Annotated in this window: 5 protein-coding genes; 3 read left to right on the top strand and 2 right to left on the bottom strand. The window is 59.9% G+C overall.

Features of this window, described 5'->3' with window-relative positions:
- Positions 1–5: 5 nt before the first annotated feature.
- The gene (locus DOM36_RS01550) at positions 6–1,634 is read right to left on the bottom strand and encodes a TolC family protein (RefSeq protein ID WP_110640817.1); all 1,629 of its coding nucleotides are present in this window, start codon (positions 1,632–1,634) and stop codon (positions 6–8) included.
- The gene (locus DOM36_RS01545) at positions 1,631–12,466 is read right to left on the bottom strand and encodes a VCBS domain-containing protein (protein ID WP_110640815.1); all 10,836 of its coding nucleotides are present in this window, start codon (positions 12,464–12,466) and stop codon (positions 1,631–1,633) included. The genes DOM36_RS01550 and DOM36_RS01545 overlap by 4 nt, the downstream gene beginning before the upstream one ends.
- Positions 12,467–13,692: 1,226 nt before the next feature.
- On the opposite strand from DOM36_RS01545, the gene DOM36_RS01535 reads away from it, so the two are divergent.
- From DOM36_RS01535 to DOM36_RS01525, 3 genes are all read left to right on the top strand, one after another.
- Positions 13,693–14,502, top strand: coding sequence for a transporter (locus tag DOM36_RS01535; RefSeq protein WP_110640811.1), 810 nt, complete (start codon positions 13,693–13,695; stop codon positions 14,500–14,502).
- Positions 14,503–14,634: 132 nt separating this feature from the next.
- Positions 14,635–15,900, top strand: a complete 1,266-nt coding sequence (locus DOM36_RS01530) for an OmpP1/FadL family transporter (protein ID WP_110640809.1) — start codon at positions 14,635–14,637, stop codon at positions 15,898–15,900.
- 238 nt (positions 15,901–16,138) lie between these two features.
- Entirely contained in the window at positions 16,139–17,710 is a 1,572-nt protein-coding gene (locus DOM36_RS01525) for an arylsulfatase (RefSeq protein ID WP_198651159.1), read from the top strand.
- Positions 17,711–17,831 lie beyond the last annotated feature (121 nt).

Below are 17,831 nucleotides of genomic sequence, written 5' to 3'. Positions count from 1 at the left end.
TCCGCTCAGGCCGCATTGGCTTCTCCCGGTTGCGGCGTTCCGCGGTCAGACTGGCTTGAGGACTCCGGCGCTTGAAACGGCTCTCCGGTCTGAGGTACTCGATCCGTCTCCGACGACGGTCGGACCGGGGCTGGCAGCATCAGCGCGGCTTCGTTCTGGTGCATGGTCATCATCTGCTCGATCTCGAGGGCCAGGGAGTCGATGTCGTACTGCTCGACAGTGTCGGGCAGCACGTCGAGACCGATGGAGTTGAACAATCTCCCCCAGGCGGCCTGTGCGCGGGAATAGGCGGCTTCGCGCTGATATTCGGAGAGCAGGTAGCGGCTCTCGGCACGGATGACCTCCAGTTCGGAGCCGATCGCGCTGGATGACGCCGCCTTGGCGTAGGCCAGCAAGTCCTGATCGACGTCCAGGCTCTGGTCGGCGTAGTCCAGCTCTTCCTGGGCCAGGTGATAGCGCAACGCGCCGACCCGCACCTGGGTCAATACGGCCATCGACAGCGCGGTGCGGCGCATATCGTCGACTTCCGCCTGCGTCTTCTGGGCATTGTCGAGATCAGGGTATTGCAGAAGGCGCAGCAGATTGAGCGAGACGTTGACGCCGCTCTGGGCCCAGTTGTTGTTGTACAGATAGTCGTTGGAGTCGTATTCGACACCTGCGCTCAGCGTGATATTGGGCCACAGGCGTGCCTTGGCGGCTTCCAGGTCGAGTTCGTTGATGCGCTTGCGATACCACTCTTCCATGATCTCCGGCCGATGCTGCAGTGCCAGCGTTTCCAGATATTCGACGTCGACAACCGTCGGTGGCAGGTCATGTTGCGGCTCGTCGGCGAGGATCAGTCGGGTACCAGGCGGCAGCGACATGAGGGCAGCCAGTTCGGTCTGCGCCAGCTCCAGGTCCTGACGACGCGCGGTGAGCAGGGTGGTGGAATCGAGCAGCGCGCGCTGGTAGGCCAGTACCTCCTGGCGCGGCAGCAGGCCCTGACGCTGCGCCTCGCGAGCGGCGTCGAGCGCGACTTCGGTGCGGGCCAGCAGGGTGTTCAACTGCGGAATCAGCCGCTGTGCCGCCAGGGCGCGCCAGTAGGCGTTACGCACGTCTCTCAGCACGTTCTGCGCCACTTTGCGGCGGCGTTCCTCGGCCATCAGAATCTGATCGGCTTTCTGCTGGTTTTCGTAATAGGCCAGACCGAAGTCCAGCAGGCTCCAGCTCAGGCCGAGACCGGCGGTGGTTCGATACCGTTCTTCCGAGGTCGAGGCACGCAGGCTCTCCTCGCCGTCCTCGATACCGATGGAGGTGCCGCCGGAATCATTGCTGCGATCGCTGTAGCCCGCGTCGGCCACCAGTTGTGGCAATAGCTCGTGACGGGAGACATCCTGCAGGTTCGAGGCCAGCGCGCTCTCCATCAGTTTGAGCCGGTAGTCGAGGTTGTATTTCAGCGCGCGAGCGGCAGCTTCGTAGAAGGTGATCGGCTGGTTGATCGGCTCCTGATTGCGATACATCTGCTCCTGATCGGCGATGGCTCGTTGGCGAACTTGCGCTTCGCTGTAGGGTTGGGGTTCCAGGCTCGAGCAGGCACTCAACGCCATGGTGGCGGCGATGGCTGCGCCGAGGGTCGTCAGGGGCGAGCGAATCATGCTTTGTCCTTGTGCTGTGATTCTGAGCGCTGTGATTCCAAGTGCCGCGATTCCAAGTGCCGGGATCCGACATCTGATGCTATCGCGAGAGAAGCCTGGCGCTGGGGAGAGGCCATGAGCTGCTGGCGGAAGCTCCTCGCGACCGTGACATCCGATGTCTCAGACGCGCGAGGCGTTTGGTAGGTGGCGTCGCGCTCGTTGTTGACTGCACTCGCCGGCTGCGATGGATCGCCGGACCGATTGTCAGACTGATTCGGGGCGGATTCGCGGCTTGGCGCATCGCCATCGCTAACGGGCTCGCCATCGCTGAATTGTCCTTCTGACAACCCAAGCCGGGTGGGCGCATACAGCGATGGATCCGAGAGTAGGCCATCGGCGGTGAGATCGGTGCGACCGTGGCGGCCCAGCAGCAGTAGCTGATCCTGCTGGGCGTAGCTGCGGCTGAGCTCGATGCTGGCACCAATGAATTGTCCTGGCACATCCTCCAGCCGGTCCCGCAGCGAGAGCGTGCGAATCTCCAATGGGCTGACTAGCCACGGCTGATTGCCGTTGGAAACCCGCAGGTAATTGGAAATTTCAACATTGTTCTGCTCGACCTCAGGCGTCACGAAGACCACCGGATCGACATCCGGCAGTTGCCCGCCGATGCCTGGTGACGGCATCGGGCCGGTGGCGTGGGGGCCGGTGCCATCTTCCCTGGTGGGAATGTAGGGGGCCGCGATATCCAGCGTGATACTGAGGTTGGCCGACGTGGTCGCACCCGTCGTATCGGCGACTCGATAAACGAACACATCGTTCAGTATTTGGCCGCGACCCGCCGCTCTCAGCACGTCCGGGTTCGAGAGGTCGATGGCGTATTCGTAGCGGCCATCGGCGTTCAACATCAGCGTGCCGTACTGCCCCTGCAAGACTTCGCCGGCCGGGCGCGCGGCACCGCCTCCCGCCGGACGCATGTCGATGACGCGGAGACTATCGTTGGCGTCGACATCGCTATCGTTGGGCAGCACGTTGCCGATGGCTTGCGGAGAGGGCGTTTGGTCCGTGGCCAGATTGCTGTCGTCGGCGGCCATGGGCGTATCGTTGGCGCCCTGGATGACGACCGTCAGGCGGGCGCTGTCGATTTCCCCTGCGCGGTCTCGCATGACGTAATCGAAGCGCTCGGTGAGTGTTTCTCCCGCCGTGCGCAGCGCCTGAACGTCGGCGTTGTCGTTGTCGGCGAAATATTGGTAGCTGCCATCGGCGTTGAGCGTCAGCGTGCCGTAGCGACCCTGAAGCGTCTCTCCGGCCTGGGCGTTCGTCGACGTGTTAGCCAGGGCGACGCTGATGACTGTCTTCGTTTCGCCGTACGCCGGACCGTCCACATCCGTGTCATTGGTCAGCACGTTACCCGTCGGGTCGACGCCGGTGGTGCTGTTGTCGACACCGCCCGCTTCGACGGCCGTGGCCGCGTCATCGCTGGCGATCGGGTTATCGTTGCGCCCGTCCAGGGTGATGGTCAGTTCGGCACTGGCCGTCGCGCCCCAGCGGTCGTCGATGGTGTAGGTGAATACGTCGGTCAGGGTTTGCCCGCTCTGTCGCAGCGCCTGCACCGCGGGATCGTCGTCGTTGATGTCGTAGCGATAACTGCCGTCCTCGCTCATCACCAGGCTGCCGTATTGCCCTTCGAGAGCGTTATCGAGCGAGCCATCCGAGCCGGTGTCCTGAGTACCACCGGTTCGGATGGCGATGACTTCGAGATTGGGGCCGAGCGCACCGGGGAAGGCGATGTCGTCCGGATCGCTATCGTTATCCAGCACGTTGCCTGACGCAGGGCGGCCGGTGGTGGCGTTGTCGCTGCCGCCGGCTTCGATGGCCGTACCGGCGTCGGTATTGGCGACGGGGGCGTCGTTACGGCCGCGAATATAGACCGTCAGCTCAGCTGCATCGGTCAGATTGCCCTGGTCCTGAGCGGTGTAGGTGAAGTTATCGACCACGAAGTTGATCGGACCCAGGGCGGTGATCGCGGCATCATCGACCACATAGGTATAGCTGCCATCAGCCTGCACCGTCAGCATGCCGTAGGTGCCGACGATGTCCACGCCGCCCGCCTGCATGTTGGAGCCGACCGCGCCGTCTGCCTCGGCCCCGGCGCGCACGCCGTCCACTACCAGCGTATCGCCGCTATCCACTTCGCTGTCGTTGTCGAGCAGGTTGCCGGCGGGGTCGCGACCGGGCGTCGGATTTACTGGCGTATCCGCCGCGGCCAGTGCGAGATCGTCAGCGGCGACGGGGGCATCCCAGGCGCCTTCGATCGTCAGCGTCAGCTGCGCGGTATCGCGCGCGCCGACGGTGTCGGCCATCTGATAGGTGAAGGCTTCACTCAGCGAATCACCCGGTGCCAGCGCCTGCACGGCGGCCAGATCGTTGTCGACTCGATAGGTGAAGCTGCCGTCCGCATTGAGGGTCAGCGACCCGTATTCGCCCTGGACGACTTGAGTGTCACCACTAGTGTCGCTGACCGTGACAAAGCGTCCGCCGTCGTCTGTCGATCCCGTGCGAATGCCGACGACCTGCAGGGTGTCACCAACGTCGACGTCGCTATCGTTGTCCAGCACGTTGCCGCTGCCATTCTGGCCCGCGGCGCCGTTGTCGGTCCCGCCGGCTTCCGCTGCTGTGGCGCTATCGTTGGTGGCTATCGGATTGTCGTTGCGGCCTTCGATGGTGATCGTCAGGGTGGCGCTGCTCTCGCTGCCGAGAGTATCGACAGCGGTGTAGGTAAAGATTTCCGTCAGCGTATCGGATGACGTTCGCAGCGCCTGTACAGCGGGATCGTCGTTATCGATGATGTAGCTGAATTCACCGTTTGCGTCGAGCGTCAGCGTGCCATAGGCACCGTTCAAGGTGTCACCAGGACTGGCGTTGCTTGAGGTATCAGAGCCTTGGGAAAAGCCATTGACCGTCAAGTCCTGGCCATCGACATCACTATCGTTGTCGAGCACGTTGCCGCCGCCATCGCGTCCTGGGTTGGCATTGTCGAGTCCGCCGGCCTCGATGGCAGTGGCGGTATCGTCGACCGTCGACGGCGGGTCGTTGGCCCCCGTCACGGTGACATCGAGCTGAGCCAGATCGACGTTGCCGTCACTATCGACGATGCGATAGGTGAAGGTTTCGCCAAGGGTCTCTCCGGCCGGCAGGCGCTGAACGTCAAGATTATTGCCGTCGACCTCGTAGCGATAGCTGCCGTCGGCCCCCAGGGTCAACGTGCCGTAAAGGCCGGCAATGGCGGTTCCATCGCTGTCGGCGGTAGAGCCCGGGTTGACGTCTGTCAGACTGCCGCCGGCGGATTCGCTGCCCGGTCGGATGCCGCTCACGCTCAGCGCGGTGTTGGGGCGGTCGATGGCATCGACATCGCTGTCGATGCCGTTGCCGTCATCGTCGGTGATCACGTTGCCGATGCCGGCCTCACCCGATGTGATGCCATCCGTCGACGGCGCCTGAGCCGCGGTGTCGTTGTCGGTCGCCACGGGCGCATCCTGATTGCCCTCCACGGTGATGACGAGGTTGGCGACACCGTTCAGTCCCGCGGCATCCGTGACCCGATAGCTGAAGGCCTCCGACAGAGAGTCCCCCGCGCCCAGGCGCTGCACATCGGTATTGTCGTCGTCGATCTGATAGCGATAGCTGCCGTCGGCACCGATCGTCAGCTTGCCGTACTGACCCTCGATCACGGTACCGCTTGTACTGTCGGTGTCGTCATCCACGGCGTCGAAGGCGCCCGAGGTATTGTCATCGCCCAGGCGAATACCGCTGACCTCACGGGTTTCGCCTGCTCGATCCACGTCGGTGTCGTTGTCGAGCACATCGCCGGTGGCATCCTGGCCGCCGCTGCCATTGTCGACACCGCCGGCTTCCGTTGCGGTACCGCTATCGTCGACGCCGACCGGCGTATCGTTGGCGCCATTGATCGTGACCGTGATGGAGGCGGTCGATGTCAGGCCACCCGCATCGGTGATTTCGTAGGCGAAGGTCTCCTGCAGCGTATCGGATGCCGTTCTCAGCGCCTGAACGTTGGCATTGTCGTTATCGACGAGGTATTGCGCAAAGCCGTCGCTGCCGATCACCAGCGTGCCGTAACTGCCGCTGATGTCGAGCGGTATTGCCGGGTTGGCGTCGACGAGCTCGAGACTGCCGGCGTCGATACCCGCCTGGCTTACGCGCAGCGTGTCGCCGTTGGTAGCGATATCGATGTCGGTGTCGTTGTTCAGCACGAATCCGTTGGGATCGACGCCAGGGATATTGTTGCCAGTGCCGCCGGCTTCAACGGCAATGGCGGTATCGTCATTGGCCACGGGCGCATCGTTGACCGCATTGATGGTGATGGTGAGCGTGTCGATATCGATGAGATCGTCGTCCGACGATTCGCCGGGAATCCCGTTCCCCTCGCTGCTATCGGGGTTGTCGCCGAAGTTGCCATGATCATGGGTGGTGATGGTCAACGTGTCGGTGCCGTTGACGTTGGCGTTGCCGAGATAGCTGAGGCTGGCGAGTGTCGTATTGATCTCGTCGACGGTGCCGCTGAGCGTGACGGTGTTGCTGTTGTTGCCCGCGATCTGCGACCCGCCGGCATTGGCGATGGCCAGCGTGCCCTGGGTGACGCTCAACACCACTTCGAGATCATTGGCGCCGGCCTGATCCGAGGGATCCCGCGCATCCGGATCGCTGATCGAGAGCCCGTCGATAGCGACGGACGTATCTTCGTCGCCGCTGGGCACGTCGGTCGGCAGGTTGTTGACCGGCGCATCGTTGAGTTCGACATAACCGATATCCGCCTTGTCTGTGCCACCATCGGCCAGGGTGATCTCGATGGACGAGAGGCTACCATCGCCGTAGTTGCCGTCGTCGCTATCGATTCTGGCGCGCACGTCGCCGGCCGAGGTGTTCGGATCGATATCGGTGAATGTCTCGGCGCTGGTGATGCGGTAAAGGCCAGTGGGGAGTACGCCGAACTGATACTGGCCGAGCGTGTCGGTGGTGGCGGTGAAGCTCTCGTCGTCGGATTCGGCGTCGTCAACGTTGGCGAAAATGCCGTCACTGCCGGCCCAGGTCAGGGTGACCGTGCGACCCGTGAATCCGGCTTCGTCATTGTCCTGCACGCCGTTGGCGTTTTGGGTATCGTTCCACAAGGTCCCTGAAATCACGCCCAGGCCGGCACCGCTGGTCAGAATGTAGTCATTGGGGCTTCCGCCGATGCCATCATCGCCATTGCGTTCACCATCTTCGGCCCCGTCGGTGTCGCCCACGTCGGTTCCGCTGAAGCCTTGGAAATCTTCCGGCAGGCTCGACCAGGTCAAGATGGCCTGCGAGCCATCCGGGTTGATCACGCTGCCGTTGGGCACATCGACGCTGTAGGTCAGCGTGACCGAGGTGCCGGGGTCTAGGTGTTCAAAGCCGATAGAAACCGACACACTGTCCGGATCGACGCTGGAATCCGCGATCAGGCTGACACCTTCCGGGAAGGCGTCGGGCGTGTAGGACTGGCCATCGATGATCACACTGTCGATGCTGTAGTTGGAGCCGTCCGGAAAGCTATCGCTGAGTACGACATCGTAGGCCGGAGCGCTGCCATTCTGGGTGAAGTTCAGACTGACCGTGGCACTGCCTGTGGCGTCCGCCGCCATGCTCTCTGCGTTGGGATCGAAAGCGATCACGCGCTTGTCGAGGCCGCTGAAACCCGGCTCGACGATGCGTTCGTTGATCGTCGTGCTCGATGTCGTGGCGCCGTCGCGGCTTTCGGCGACGGTCATCCCGAGTGTCTGACCGGCGATATTGCTGGCGACGTTCGCGACGCGGACGTTGAATTCCAGCGAGAGGCCTTCTTTGTCGGCGTCGTTGTCGCCATTGATCAACGTGCCGAGATCGATGGTCAGGATGCGTCCGTCAGTCGAGATCGTATAGCGATCCGAATTCAGTACACCTGTCGGGCCGTTATCGAGATCCTCGGGGATATTGCCGGCTTCGACAGAGCGATCGTTGCCATCGATGCTATTCGCACCGGTCTCCAGGTCGCTGCTCAATTCGCTCTGATTGGCGATGAAAGCGATCAGAATCTGGTTGGCGGTTTCTGGCGGAATCGTCAGGCCCTCTTCGACTTGAATCGTCAGCTGATAATTGTCGATAGAGCCTTCGGGGATGAGCGCCACCACGCGATAGCGAATGATCTCGCCGACTGCGACGTCCTCACTCGGCCCGCTGGTCGGGTCGGCCGCCGCGGTGTCGTCCAGGCCTCCAATCCGCGACACCCGCAACGCCTGAGCGACAGGGATGGTCAGCGTATCGCTGCGCTGATAATCGTTGAGCACGCCGCTATTCAAGCTGCCGTCCACGCCGGTGCGTTCGCCGGCAGCGTTGGCCGGGCTCTCCGAGTCATTGTCCAGGCTGGTCCACTGGACCTCGGCGGTGCTGGTCAGGCTAGTGACATCGGCCGCGGTAGCGGCCACGGTACCCGTCAACGTGACGACGATGCTCTCGCCGTTTGCCAGATCGATGTCGGCTCCATCGACGGATTTCAGCACGCCGTCGACGATCTCGAAATCACCAGCAGCCGCGCCGGTAATTTCAGCGATGTCGATACCGTTTAGCTGGTCTGGTAACTGCGTGTTCAACGTGAGGCCAAAGGCGTCGATATCGGAAGTGTTGCTCAAGGTGACGTTGAAGGTGACGGTATCACCTTCATCCACGCCGACGCCGAGGTCGGCCTCAGACGGTACGGTCAGGGTCTGTTCCACATCGACGGTGGGCTCTACCAACGTGGTGGAGGCTTCGTCGCCGCTCAAGGCGATATCGCGATCCACCGCGCTGTCGTTATTACCAGCATCGCCATTGACGGTGTCGCCGTCGATATCGGAGTACGTCAGGCCGGCGCTGTTATCGTGCGTGGTGCCGGATTGACTGCCGGGCGTGGTTTCACCTTGATTGCCGAGCGTGTTGGCGGCGATCAGGCGCAAACGGACCACGAAGCTGTTGTTGTTCGTTGCGTTATCGTCATCGACGCTGCTGGCGTCGATGACGAGGCGGCCATCGGCGGTATCGAAAGCCCCGGCCGTCAACGTTCCTGCGAAGTCTTTATCGATGGCGTCACTGCCCGCGGCCGTGGTGATGAGCTCATACCCGTCGCCGCCATTGAAGCTGCCGTCCAGTATCATGCCGGCGGGGATCAGATCATCGACGCTAAGGCTTTGCGTACTGCCTTCGGGCAGGGTGACGACGATGTCGTAGGTCATGGTTTCGCCGACGACGAGATCCGCACCGGTGGTGTGCGCTTCGCTGGAGTCGTCGTCGCTCAGGCTGCCATCGGCGAAGTCGATTCGAATTTCCGGCGCGGCCACCTGCTGATTGGCGTCATCCGTCAGATCGATGGGTGTGAAGTCACTGCCGTTGTCGACGCTGGCGTAGCGGTTCAGCGTCGCCGAGGTGCCGAGCGTGCGGCTGGCGGCCACGGCACTCGCAACCTGCACGTCGTAGGCGATGACGACCAGGTTAGTGCCACTGTCGTCATTGGCGGTGCCCGCGCGGCCGGCCTGCAACGTGGCAAGGCCGCCGGCATCCAGCAGGTTGATGGTGTTACCGTCGACTGCGTAATCGGTGCCTTCGGTCAGTACGGTGGTGCCGTCGCCGAGGGTCAGTGTCAGGTTGGCGAGATCCAGGCTGCCATTGGTGAATGCCAGATCTGATGGCAGCGTGATCGACGTCGAGACGTCGAAGGCACCGCCGCCGCCGGTATTCTCCAGCACGGTGGCCAGTCGCAGGCTGTCGCCCGCGTCGATGCCATCCACGTCGCCATCGACGACCGAGGGATCGGTAATCGGCCCGTCGAACGGTACACCGGATGTGAGCGGGTCGTTCCAGTTGATACCGCTTTCCGATCCGGTCCCCGTCAGCGTGCCTTGGGTCGTGCTGACGACGCCATGGGTGATCGAGACGACCGGCTCAGCGACCGACTGCACCTTGACCACGTCTTCGGAGACCAGCACGTCCTTGTCGAGCGTCGTGGTCTGTCGGGATTGCGCGAGGATGTCCAGCGAGCGGTTATCCGCGAACGGCTGGTCACTCACTGCCATGGTGAAACTGACGGCAATCGTGCTGCCGCCGAGTTCGTCGGTAGCGAAATCCTCAAAGGTGAAAATGACGGCGTTGCCCGGGCCACTTTCGACGTTTTCAATCGCACCGGGGTGCGTATTGTCGGCGACAATCTCCCAGCTCCCCGGGCCGTCGCCTTCTGACCAGTCGATGTCCGAGACATCGAGCAGGGGCAGCGGCAGGTACGTAATCAGCTGGAAGTTTTCGTGATCACCGGTCAACAGTTCATAACGCAGGCTAAAGGTGACGTCTTCGCCTGGCGCGAGTTCGCTGTCGCCACCCTCGATGCTGATATCGACCGCCCCGGTGGGAATATCGAGGTTGGTGGAGGAATCGTCCGACTGGTTTTCGCCACTGAGGTTGTTGGGATCGATCAGAATCGAGCCATCGACTAATGCATCGTTGCCAAGGCTGTCACCCTCATTGATCTCGGGATGGTCTTCGTCGGTGACGTAACGCTGGCTGATCAGCGCGCTGTAGGTAATGACCGCTGAGGTGGCGGTGCCATCGATGGTGTTATCGAAGGCGGCATCACCTGCCAGCCCGCTCTCTAGTCCGCCCTCCAATTCATTCTGACCAGCAAAGGCCTGTTGCATCGAGGCGGCGATATCGAATACCAGCGTCGTGGTGCCGTCATCATTGGCCGTTTGGGTATAGATCAGCTCGACGTCAACGCTATCCGCACCGACGAGGGTCACGGTCATCGAGGGAGGCGCATCTGAGGTATCCAGAACCTGGCCGTTGCCCAGCGTGTCGGTCACGCTGAACTGGCCGCTATCCTGCATATCGCTACCGAAGGCGAAGTAGTCGGAGAGTGCCACGTCGAGCCGATACGCCAGCGTATCGCCGGGGCTGATACCGCTGCTGCCGGTATCGATCGCGATCGTGGCGCTCTTTTCCAGGGTGATGGATTTAGCGGTGAAGGAAACCGACTCGCCGACGCCATCGAAGGCGATCTGATTGTTGTTATCCGGATCCTGATCGCGCGGATCATTCGGCGTCCAGGCGCCCGCTCCCGTGGGCGCGCCGAAGGTAATCGTCACGTCATCGCCAGTGGTCGGGTCCAGTACCGGGTTGCCGCTGGCATCACTCTCCGGCACGTAGAAATCCACGCGGCTGGAAGCCTCGGCTTGCAGCGTGTCGTAGGTGACCGTGTACTCGGTGATGAAAACGTCATCTCTGGCGATCAGCGCATTGATTGCGGCCTGCCCGTTGACCACTCGTCCGCTGGCCAGAGTGATGGCGCTAAGCGTTCCCGTGCCGGGGTCTATCGCCGTCACCTGGACGTTGGTCGGAATCGGCTGAGTGACGACCACCTCGGTCAGGGATTGGGTATCGGCACCGGCACCCGCGGGTCTGACCGTGGTGGTCAGACTATGAATGTGGTTTTCGCCGCTGGCCGTCTCGTTCTCGTCCATGTCCAGGGTCTGCTCGACGGCAATGACCGTGGGTAACACGGTAAAGACCACCGCTTCCGTGCCGATCAGGCTGGGATCGTTCATAGGGTTGTCGAGCGCGTCATTGCCCAGCTCGAAACCGCCCACGGCGGTGATATCGAGATTCGGTGATCCATTGACCGCTGCCGTATCGGCCAGGTCGCTGAGCGTGGCGTTGACGCTAACGGCGATGGCGGGCTGGTCCTGCGTCACACTGGCGAAAGGCAGCGAGATGACCACCAGCGTGTCGCCGGCTTGATAGCTATAGTCCGCAGCCTGAATCACCAATACGTCGCCATTGGCATCCTTGGCGAACGGGTGTTGGGCTTCGCCATTGGCATCGAACGTGACGCTTTGGAGATCGAGACTGCCGCCGAGATAGCTGGCCGAGTTGATGATGATGCCGTCATCGATTTCGGCGCCGGCGCCATCCTTGCCCGTGGTGGGGACGAGCAAGTTGATGAAGGGCGCGTAACCCTCCTGACTGGACGCGGTTTCGAAGTTGACGGTGAAGTTGAAGTCTTCCCCCAATGGCACGCTGTCACCGGAAGAGGGCAGGCTGACGCGGGGATCGGCATCGGCCAGCAGGCTATCCATGCTGGTGAGCCGGAAAAGATCCAGCCCGGATGGCTGGTCGAGATCGCCAATGGTCGTCTCGAGTTGCCAGTCGCCATGCAGTCGGGGCGTCCCGGTATCGTCGTCAGAAGCGCCCACATCGGTACCGGTCGCTTGCGCCAGTGAATCGACCAGCGCTATCCCGGCGCTGTCCGCGCCGACGCGGCAGCCGTACAGCAGCAGGTCAGCATCGGGGGTCAAAGCGTCGCGCCATTGACCCAACTGGTCTTCGAGAGACCCCAGGGTGTCGGCGGCGACGTGGGTATTGCCTAGCTGAAATTGCCCGGAGGCGCCGTGGCTGAAAATCTCGATGCTCTGCACGTTGTCCATGCCGGCAAGTGCGGAGGTGATGGCATCGACCCCATCCTGCCCGGCCTTGACCACCACCAGTTCCGTGGAGGCCTTGGCACTATCGGCGATGGTCTGGCGCTGTGCCGGCTCCAGGCGAGCGTCGATCACGACGAGATGACGCTTGGCCTGTTCCCTGTTGGATGGCGCCTCAATCCTCTCCGTTGCGGTCCAATCCATGGCGGCGTGGTGAGTATTACCGTTCTTCGTCGTGGCGTGATCGGTATCTGCCAGATCGACCGTCGCTGCGGCGGCACCATCGAACAGTAGACGAGGCTCGAGAGCCAACAGGCGTGACCGAGGTAGTGTTCCCTTCATGGACTCTCCATCGAAAATCTTCTCTTACCACGCTGCTGGGACCTGGAGGCTCAGCGGTGGTTTTTTCAGCGATTGACGCAAGGTTGTTTCTGATCGAAATTGGTCCCTAAAATTTTTTGATTGAGTTTCTAATCCCTACGTCCTGGTCGTTGATGTTCCAGGGAGTGAGTCGTGAATCTAATTAGAAATCATAAATATAGCAGTTGTCACTGAAGGTGATCGTATGGTCTTAAAAGCTAACGTAGCTGACGGGATACATTCTTTACATTCGGTAACGCGACTTGGCCGTTTTCTATGATCGACGCCGCTGAATAACATGAGGGACGATTTAGACAGCTAGATTTATATTATTAGTTGACTCCTACTTGGAATGAAACCATTTTTTGCTGCTGATGACGATAGCGCAGGATGGTTTTTCTGTTTTCTTGATTTTGTTTGTTTATTCAATTGGTTGTATTGGCAATGCTACCCTTCTGGTTTTTCCGAACGGCGTTTTCTTTAAACAAAAATCATGTTCCTTTAAGCGAACGTAGTGCCGCGGCATTCCCGCGGATTCGATCAGGAACACAATGATGGCGTCCAGAATTGCTGCCTTGCGGCCGGAGTTATTGCTCGTCCTTCCGTAGAGTAGTGTGACCAGTTTCATCGCCAGGATCCAGGCCATGCCGACCTCAAAAGATAACCGGCCCCGCCCACCTCGCGACGGCCATCGACAGCGCCGTCCAGGCTCTTGGTTTTTGCCAGCTTGAAATTTCATCTTTAACTTTTGCGATGTTGGGCTCGTCGCCCTGGAGTTATCAAGAAAAGCGAGCATTAATCAAGATGTGCAAATATATAAATGAATATAGATGTATAAATGAATAGAAGTGTGTAAGTGAATCTAGATATTGTGGTTGTTTAGAGAATGGCTCCTTTAATTTTATTGTTTCAGTTTGTAATCGTTGATCGGGAATGATTTCCTGGATGATTCATAACTTATGGCTAGGGTTTTCTTGCGATATGTCAGTGTTGGCGGCGATGAGTATACAATATGTTACAATATTTGCTTTGCAGAAGCAAAAGGTCTCAGCCATAAGTTTATCTGTAATTACAGAGAGAAATTATTTGCTGAATTACTGAATAATAAAAGGAAGCCGGCTTCGAATGGGGGATGTCATTCGGTTCAGTGACTTCTGGTGCCAGAAAGTGATTGCAAAAATGTTAAGGGGGTTGTTATGAGGGGCGCAATGACTCCGCAATTGATGAGTTTCCATACTGCTGCCACGACTGGCTTTGCTTTTTCATTCGGTGCTGTGGCCTTCGCCGATGATCAGGATCTTGCCAAGAAACTCAGCAATCCCGTCGCCAGTCTCATCAGCGTCCCATTTCAGCTGAACTACGACGAAGAGGTTGGCGCAGGCAATGGCGAGCGCTTCCAGCTCAATGTTCAACCTGTCATTCCGTTTGGTATTTCTGAAGACTGGAACTTGATCAGTCGAACGATTTTCCCGATCGTCAGCCAAGACGACGTCGTGCCCACCGAAGGTAGTCAGTTTGGCACCGGCGACACGGTGCAAAGCCTGTTCTTTTCCCCCAAGGCGCCTGCGGATTCCGGGATCATCTGGGGTGTCGGGCCGGTCTTGCTGTTGCCGACCGCGAGTGAAAACACGCTGGGCAGCGAGAAATGGGGCTTAGGCCCGACCGGCGTCGTGCTGCGGCAGAGCGGCCACTGGACGGTCGGCTTGCTGGCTAACCACATCTGGGATTACGCCGGCGAAAGGGACCGCGCTGATATCAACAGTACCTTCCTGCAGCCGTTTACCTCCTACACCACGCCTACGGCCTGGACCTATACCGTCAACAGCGAATCGACCTACGACTGGGAAGCCAGCCACTGGTCGGCGCCGGTCAATTTCCAGATCACCAAACTGACGTCTATCGGCTCGCAGCCCTTCAGCGTGGGTGGTGGGCTTCGTTATTGGGTCGAATCACCTGACGACAGCGGGCCTGACGGGTGGGGTGTCCGTCTGATCGCCACCTTGCTGTTTCCAGAATAAAGAACCTCTCGTAGAAGCGGGGCAGGGAACATGAATTACTCTCGAATCGTTCGGTGGGGCTGGCGACGCGTGAAATCTCCGAACCTGGAGTCGTCCGGCGGTCATGGCTGCGGCCGTCCACGTGCCGTGGCAATGGCATTGATCGCAAGCGGCTCGGTCACCGGTTACAGCGCTGTAGCCGAAGCCGGTGGCATTTTGCTCTACGAAGCCGGCCAGGAAGATAGTGGTCTGGCCAATGCGGGGTCCGCCGCGAGAGCGATGGACCCGAGTGTATTGATGACCAACCCTGCGGGTATCAGCCGCTTGGCTGACAATCAGCTGTACCTCGGCGGTCAGTTGATCGTTGGGCGGATCGACTTCGATCCGGATGGCAATACCTCGACCTCCGGTGGAGACGGCGGCAACGCCATGGTGCCGACACCTGGGCCGAGCCTGTTCGTCAGTCATCGCGTCGATGAACGCTCCACCATCGGCCTGGGGATCTACGGTAATTTCGGCCTGGGGTTGGATTACGACAACGATTGGGTCGGGCGGTATGTCGTTCAGGAGACCTCCATCGTTGCCGCATCGATCCAGCCTACCTACGCCTATCGCTTCAATCCCAGGCTCTCTATCGGCATTGGCCCGCGGCTCGTCTACGGCAATTTCCGCACGGAATCGGCGGTGAACAATAACGTGCCGGGCGGCACCGGATACAACGATGGTCAGATGGAGTACGAGGATCACGACACTGCTTGGGGTTGGAATATCGGCGCGCTTTACGAGCTGGATGACTTCACCCGTCTTGGCATCGCCTACACCAGCAAGGTCGATCTTGATTTCGACGACAAGCCTGATTTTCGGGGCATCGAAAACCCCGTGTTGAACACTGCCATCCAGCAGATCGCCGTGAATCGCGTGGGGCTGGGGCTGCGGATTCCCGAAACGGTGACTGCCAGTGTCTTCCACCAAATCAGCGATGAATGGGCAGTGATGGGCAGTATCGGCTGGCAAAACTGGTCGGAATTCGGCGATGTCGGTGTGGAGTTCGATAGCGGTTTAGGCGGAGCGGACGTCAAGGCCGATCGCCATTACCGGGATACCTGGCATGTCTCGTTGGGGGCGCAGCGGCAGATTTATCGCGACCTGCGCTGGAACATGGGTGTCGCCTATGACAGTTCGGCGGTAAAGAACGGCAACCGCACCCTCGACAACCCGATGAACGAAGCCTGGCGGCTGGCAACTGGCCTCAACTACCGCTGGGACGAAAGCCTCGATCTCACCCTCAATTACACGTTCATCTATCTCGGTGATATGGACGTCGATCAGACCAAGGCACTCTCCGGTCAGCGTGTTAGTGGTGAGTACTCAAGCGCTTATCTGAATGTCATTGGTGGTGGTGTTCGATGGAAATTTTAACGTGGGTGACGTGTTTTCAATGACGTCGTTGGGCCGGCTGATGTGAATCGAATATCGATTGATGTCGTCCTTTAACAATCACACCAATACCTCGTCAAAGAGGTGAGGAGCGCCCCGGTTTTTTCCAATAGTCCGAGAGTTTGTGTGCGGTATCTTCGCTAACTAATGGTTTGGTTCAGGAGATCGTTCAATGGAACTCATGCAACAAAAGCCTCCGTCACGGCGTTGGCCTGGGGTCTTGTCTGCCGCTTTAGTGGTGGCAATGGCGTTACCCGGAACGGTGTTGGCCCAGGAAAATCAAAATCAGTCAGGCAACGAATCCCCATCGAAGCCCAACATTCTGGTGTTATGGGGAGACGACATTGGCCAGTCCAATATTTCTGCCTACACCCGTGGATTGATGGGCTACCACACACCCAATATCGATCGCGTTGCCAGCGAAGGCATGATGTTCACGGACTATTACGGTGAGCAATCGTGCACTGCGGGGCGCTCCTCGTTTATCACCGGGCAGAGCGTGTTCCGTACCGGTCTTTCCAAGGTCGGCATGCCGGGTGCCCAGGAAGGGATGAGTCCCGAAGACCCGACCATCGCCGGGCTGTTGAAGGCGCAGGGCTACGCGACAGGCCAATTCGGCAAGAATCACCTGGGTGATCGTGACGAGATGTTGCCCACCAACAATGGCTTCGACGAATTCTTCGGCAACCTCTATCACCTCAACGCCGAGGAGGAACCGGAACTGCCTGATTACCCGAGGGATATGGTGCTGCAAGATGGGCGTACCTTCGAGGAAGCCTACGGGCCTCGTGGTGTGATTCGTGCCACGGCGGATGGCGAGATCGAAGACACCGGCCCGCTGACGCGCAAGCGCATGGAAACCGTCGACGATGAGACCTCTGCCGCTGCGCTGGATTTCATCGAACGCAAGACGCAAGCCAGTGAGCCCTGGTTCGTGTGGTGGAATGCGACCCGTATGCACTTCAGAACCCACGTGAAGGATTCACTGCGCGGCATTTCCGGGCAAAACGAGTACGCCGACGGCATGGTCGAACACGACCGTCATGTGGGGCTGTTCCTCGACAAGCTCGACGAGCTCGGTATCGCCGATAACACCATCGTCTTCTACTCCACCGACAACGGGCCGCACATGAACTCCTGGCCCGACGCCGGGATGACGCCGTTCCGTGGCGAGAAGAACACCAACTGGGAAGGCGGTTGGCGGGTGCCCGCCATGGTGCGCTGGCCGGGGCATATCGAAGTGAATTCGATCTCCAACAAGGTCATGCACCACATGGACTGGCTGCCGACTTTCCTGGCCATTGCCGGCGATCCCGATATCAAGCAAGAGTTAATGGATGGCGGCGTTCAGGCGATCGGACGCGACTACAAGGTCCATCTCGATGGCTACAACTTCCTGCCCTACCTGACCGGGGAGACCGAAGACACACCGCGTCACGAGATCTTCTACTTCTCGGATGACGGCGATCTGATGGCGCTGCGTTACGACGACTGGAAGCTGGTCTTCATGGAGCAGCGGGCGCCGGGAACGCTGCAAACTTGGATTAACCCGTTCACGCCGCTGCGCTTGCCGCTGATGTTCAACCTGCGTCGAGATCCCTACGAGCGCGCGCAGATTACGTCCAACACCTATTACGACTGGATGATGGATCACGCTTTCATGATGGTGCCTGCCCAAGCCTACGTCGCAAAATTCCTGGAAACCTTCAAGGAATTCCCGCCACGCCAGGAAGCCGCGAGTTTCAATCTGGATAAAGTCATGGAGACGTTGCAGGAGCCTGTCTCTCAGTAGCCAGAGCTTTAGAGGTGAGAGCTTCAGAAGTAAGCGCAATAAGCGGGCGAGTGCAGTGGCTGCACTCGCCCGCCATCCCGATTTCTTTCCGTCGCCCGGCGCTCCACGGAACAAGAGCGTG

The sequence above is a fragment of the Salinicola sp. CPA57 genome, assembly GCF_003206035.1.
Classification (GTDB): domain Bacteria; phylum Pseudomonadota; class Gammaproteobacteria; order Pseudomonadales; family Halomonadaceae; genus Salinicola; species Salinicola socius.
This window is presented reverse-complemented; position numbering and strand designations above follow the sequence as displayed.

Bases quoted from the DNA above. Each gene is read 5' to 3' on its own strand.
- DOM36_RS01550 (WP_110640817.1), bottom strand. From the start codon at position 1,634: ATGATTCGCTCGCCCCTGACGACCCTCGGCGCAGCCATCGCCGCCACC.
- DOM36_RS01530 (WP_110640809.1), top strand. From the start codon at position 14,635: ATGGCATTGATCGCAAGCGGCTCGGTCACCGGTTACAGCGCTGTAGCC.
- DOM36_RS01545 (WP_110640815.1), bottom strand. From the start codon at position 12,466: ATGAAGGGAACACTACCTCGGTCACGCCTGTTGGCTCTCGAGCCTCGT.
- DOM36_RS01535 (WP_110640811.1), top strand. From the start codon at position 13,693: ATGACTCCGCAATTGATGAGTTTCCATACTGCTGCCACGACTGGCTTT.